This is a genomic window from Pseudoalteromonas sp. SR45-5 (genome assembly GCF_014163565.1).
GTDB classification, from domain to species: domain Bacteria; phylum Pseudomonadota; class Gammaproteobacteria; order Enterobacterales; family Alteromonadaceae; genus Pseudoalteromonas; species Pseudoalteromonas distincta.
On record NZ_JACJDN010000597.1, the window covers coordinates 1 to 2,441 of the forward strand.

The 2,441-nt window shown below is 39.6% G+C and carries 3 protein-coding genes; all 3 read left to right on the top strand.

The genetic code is table 11. The annotated features are described in order from the left end of the window. Window positions 1–233: 233 nt before the first annotated feature. Complete coding sequence (locus H5072_RS16940) at window positions 234–470, top strand: EF-hand domain-containing protein (protein WP_182694203.1); 237 nt, start codon at window positions 234–236, stop codon at window positions 468–470. Between the two features lie 9 nt (window positions 471–479). After that, a complete protein-coding gene (locus H5072_RS16945; RefSeq protein WP_002961647.1) occupies window positions 480–716 on the top strand; it encodes a calcium-binding protein in 237 nt (78 codons plus the stop codon). Window positions 717–848: 132 nt separating this feature from the next. Beyond that, window positions 849–2,441, top strand: a 1,593-nt coding sequence (locus H5072_RS16950; protein ID WP_182694204.1) for an amidohydrolase, incomplete at its 3' end; no start/stop codon positions are given.

Consider the following 2,441-nt stretch of genomic DNA (forward strand, 5'->3'; position numbering starts at 1 on the left):
GTGATGAAAAAGTCTCAAAAAAAGAATTTGAAAGCTTTAAACCTTAATGAGTAATTACTGATTAAGCTTTACTTAAGCTTGTTATAGGTAAACTGGAATTAAAAGCATTTGCCATAATCCCTGAGGGAGTGTGTAAAAGGATTTAATGTTGGGAGTTAAATTACGGCAAGTGCTTTTTCCTTTTCACTTTATTTTAGCCACAAACTTTAAATACATCTTTTGGAAGGAACACCATGAAGATACTTCCCCTTACTATAAGCATCTTAATGCTATTAAGCTTTGATGCCGCTGCACTTGATGTAAAGCAACGCTTTGATCACCTCGATAGCGACAAAAGTGGCTATTTAACGCATGACGAACTTGATCCCCAACCACAACTATTAAACACATTTGTAAAATGGGACAAAAACCAAGATAACCAAATTTCGTTAATCGAATTTAAAAATTACCTTACCAATAACCTCTACTGAGTATTTTTCATGAAAAAAACAAGCTATATAGCGCTTTTTGCGTTTAGTATTTTTAGCACATTAGGCTTTGCTGCAAGCAACAATGTTGCAGAGCAATTTGAAAAACTTGATAGAAACCAGGATGGTTTTTTAACACGTTCAGAAACCGCTGTAGACCCCGCTTTGTGGTCTCGATTTTCAAGCTATGATCAAGACAAAGACGGCAAGCTAACGCTAAGTGAATACAGTTTATACGCTAGTAAATAAACCCTTTCAAAAGCTAGATATTTTATGTTCTAGCTTTACTGCTTTTTTCTTCATCATAATTTGTCTCACATATTGGTATTATAAAGTTGGGTTTGCTAGTGTTAACGCACTAACAATAAAAAATAATGCCTTATGTCGCTCAAAAAAATAATAAAACCACTCATACTAGCCAGCCTTTGCGCTAGTTCTAGTTACACTATTGCACAAACAAAAGTAATTTATAATGCCAACGGTTATACCCCTTTATATCAAGGTGAAGTACAGCAGTTTACTACCCTCGTTATTAAAAATGGCAAGGTAGTAAAACTAGGTAGCGATACACTTAAAGATAGCTACCCAGATGCCAAGCTAATTGACGCGCACGGTAATACCTTATTACCAGGCTTAATTGATGCTCATGGGCACGTTATTGGCCTTGGCGATAATTTATCGCAACTTGATGTACGCGGTGCAAAATCGGTTGATGAAGTAACGAATAAACTAAAAGTATTTGCCGATAACAAACAAGGTTGGATTATAGGGCGAGGTTGGAACCAAGAGCTATGGCCCGATACACGCTTTCCTACAGCTAAAGATTTAGACAAAGTAGTTAACGATCGACCTGTGGTGCTTTCTCGAGTTGATAGCCATGCCATTTGGGTTAATTCAAAAGCGCTCGAACTTGCAGGTATTACCGCCCAAACAAAAGCACCTGAAGGCGGTGAGATAATTAAAGACGAATTTGGCAATCCTACGGGTATTTTTGTAGACAAAGCAGAATCGCTAATTACCCAGCATATGCCAGCCCCTTCAAAACAAGATATAAGTGACTCACTAGATGCAGCAGGTAAACATTTATTAAGTTTAGGCATTACCTCTACTCACGATGCAGGTATTGATAAAACCACATGGGAGGTTTATAAAGAGCGCGGCGACCTTGGTAATTTACCACTACGTATTGTGGCAATGTTAAGTGGTGCAAGCCCTGATTTAGACACAATGTTAAAGGCAGGCCGATACCACGACAAAAATGACTTTATGGAAATTCGCAGTGTTAAAGTTTACGCCGATGGCGCGCTGGGCTCTCGTGGTGCAGCACTTATTGAAGAATATGCAGACAGACCTGGTCACCATGGTTTAATGCTTGAAACGCAAGAGAAACTCGAAGCACTCTTTACACAAAGCTTTAAAAGCGGCTTTAGCGCAAATACTCACGCCATTGGCGACAAAGCAAATAAAGTAGTACTTGATGCCTATCAAAATGTGTTTAAAAAAACGGGCGGTATATTACTGCGAAACCGAATAGAGCACGCCCAAATTGTAACCCCTGATGATATCCCTCGCTTTAAAGCGTTAAAAATAATCCCTTCAATGCAGCCAGTGCATGCCACTTCAGATATGCATATGGCAGAGCAGCGTTTAACTGAAAAACAACTAAGCGGGGCCTACGCGTGGCAAACATTTTTACAGCAAGGTTCGGTTGTTGCTGCGGGCTCTGATTACCCTGTAGAGCTTGCAAATCCATTTGATGGTTTGTATTCAGCCATTACACGCATGGATCATAACAAACTACCGGAAAACGGCTGGCGCGCGAGTGAAGTACTAAGCCGCGAAGATGCATTACGTGCATTTACTCTTGGTGGCGCCTATGCAGCTCATCAAGAATTTAAGGTGGGTAGTTTAGAAAAAGGTAAATGGGCCGACTTTATTTTAATTGATAAAGACTACTTTAAAGTACCTGTTGGG

What these genes read in the sequence shown, in the direction of transcription:
- H5072_RS16945 (WP_002961647.1), top strand. Translation starts at nt 480, where the DNA reads ATGAAAAAAACAAGCTATATAGCGCTTTTTGCGTTTAGTATTTTTAGC.
- H5072_RS16940 (WP_182694203.1), top strand. Translation starts at nt 234, where the DNA reads ATGAAGATACTTCCCCTTACTATAAGCATCTTAATGCTATTAAGCTTT.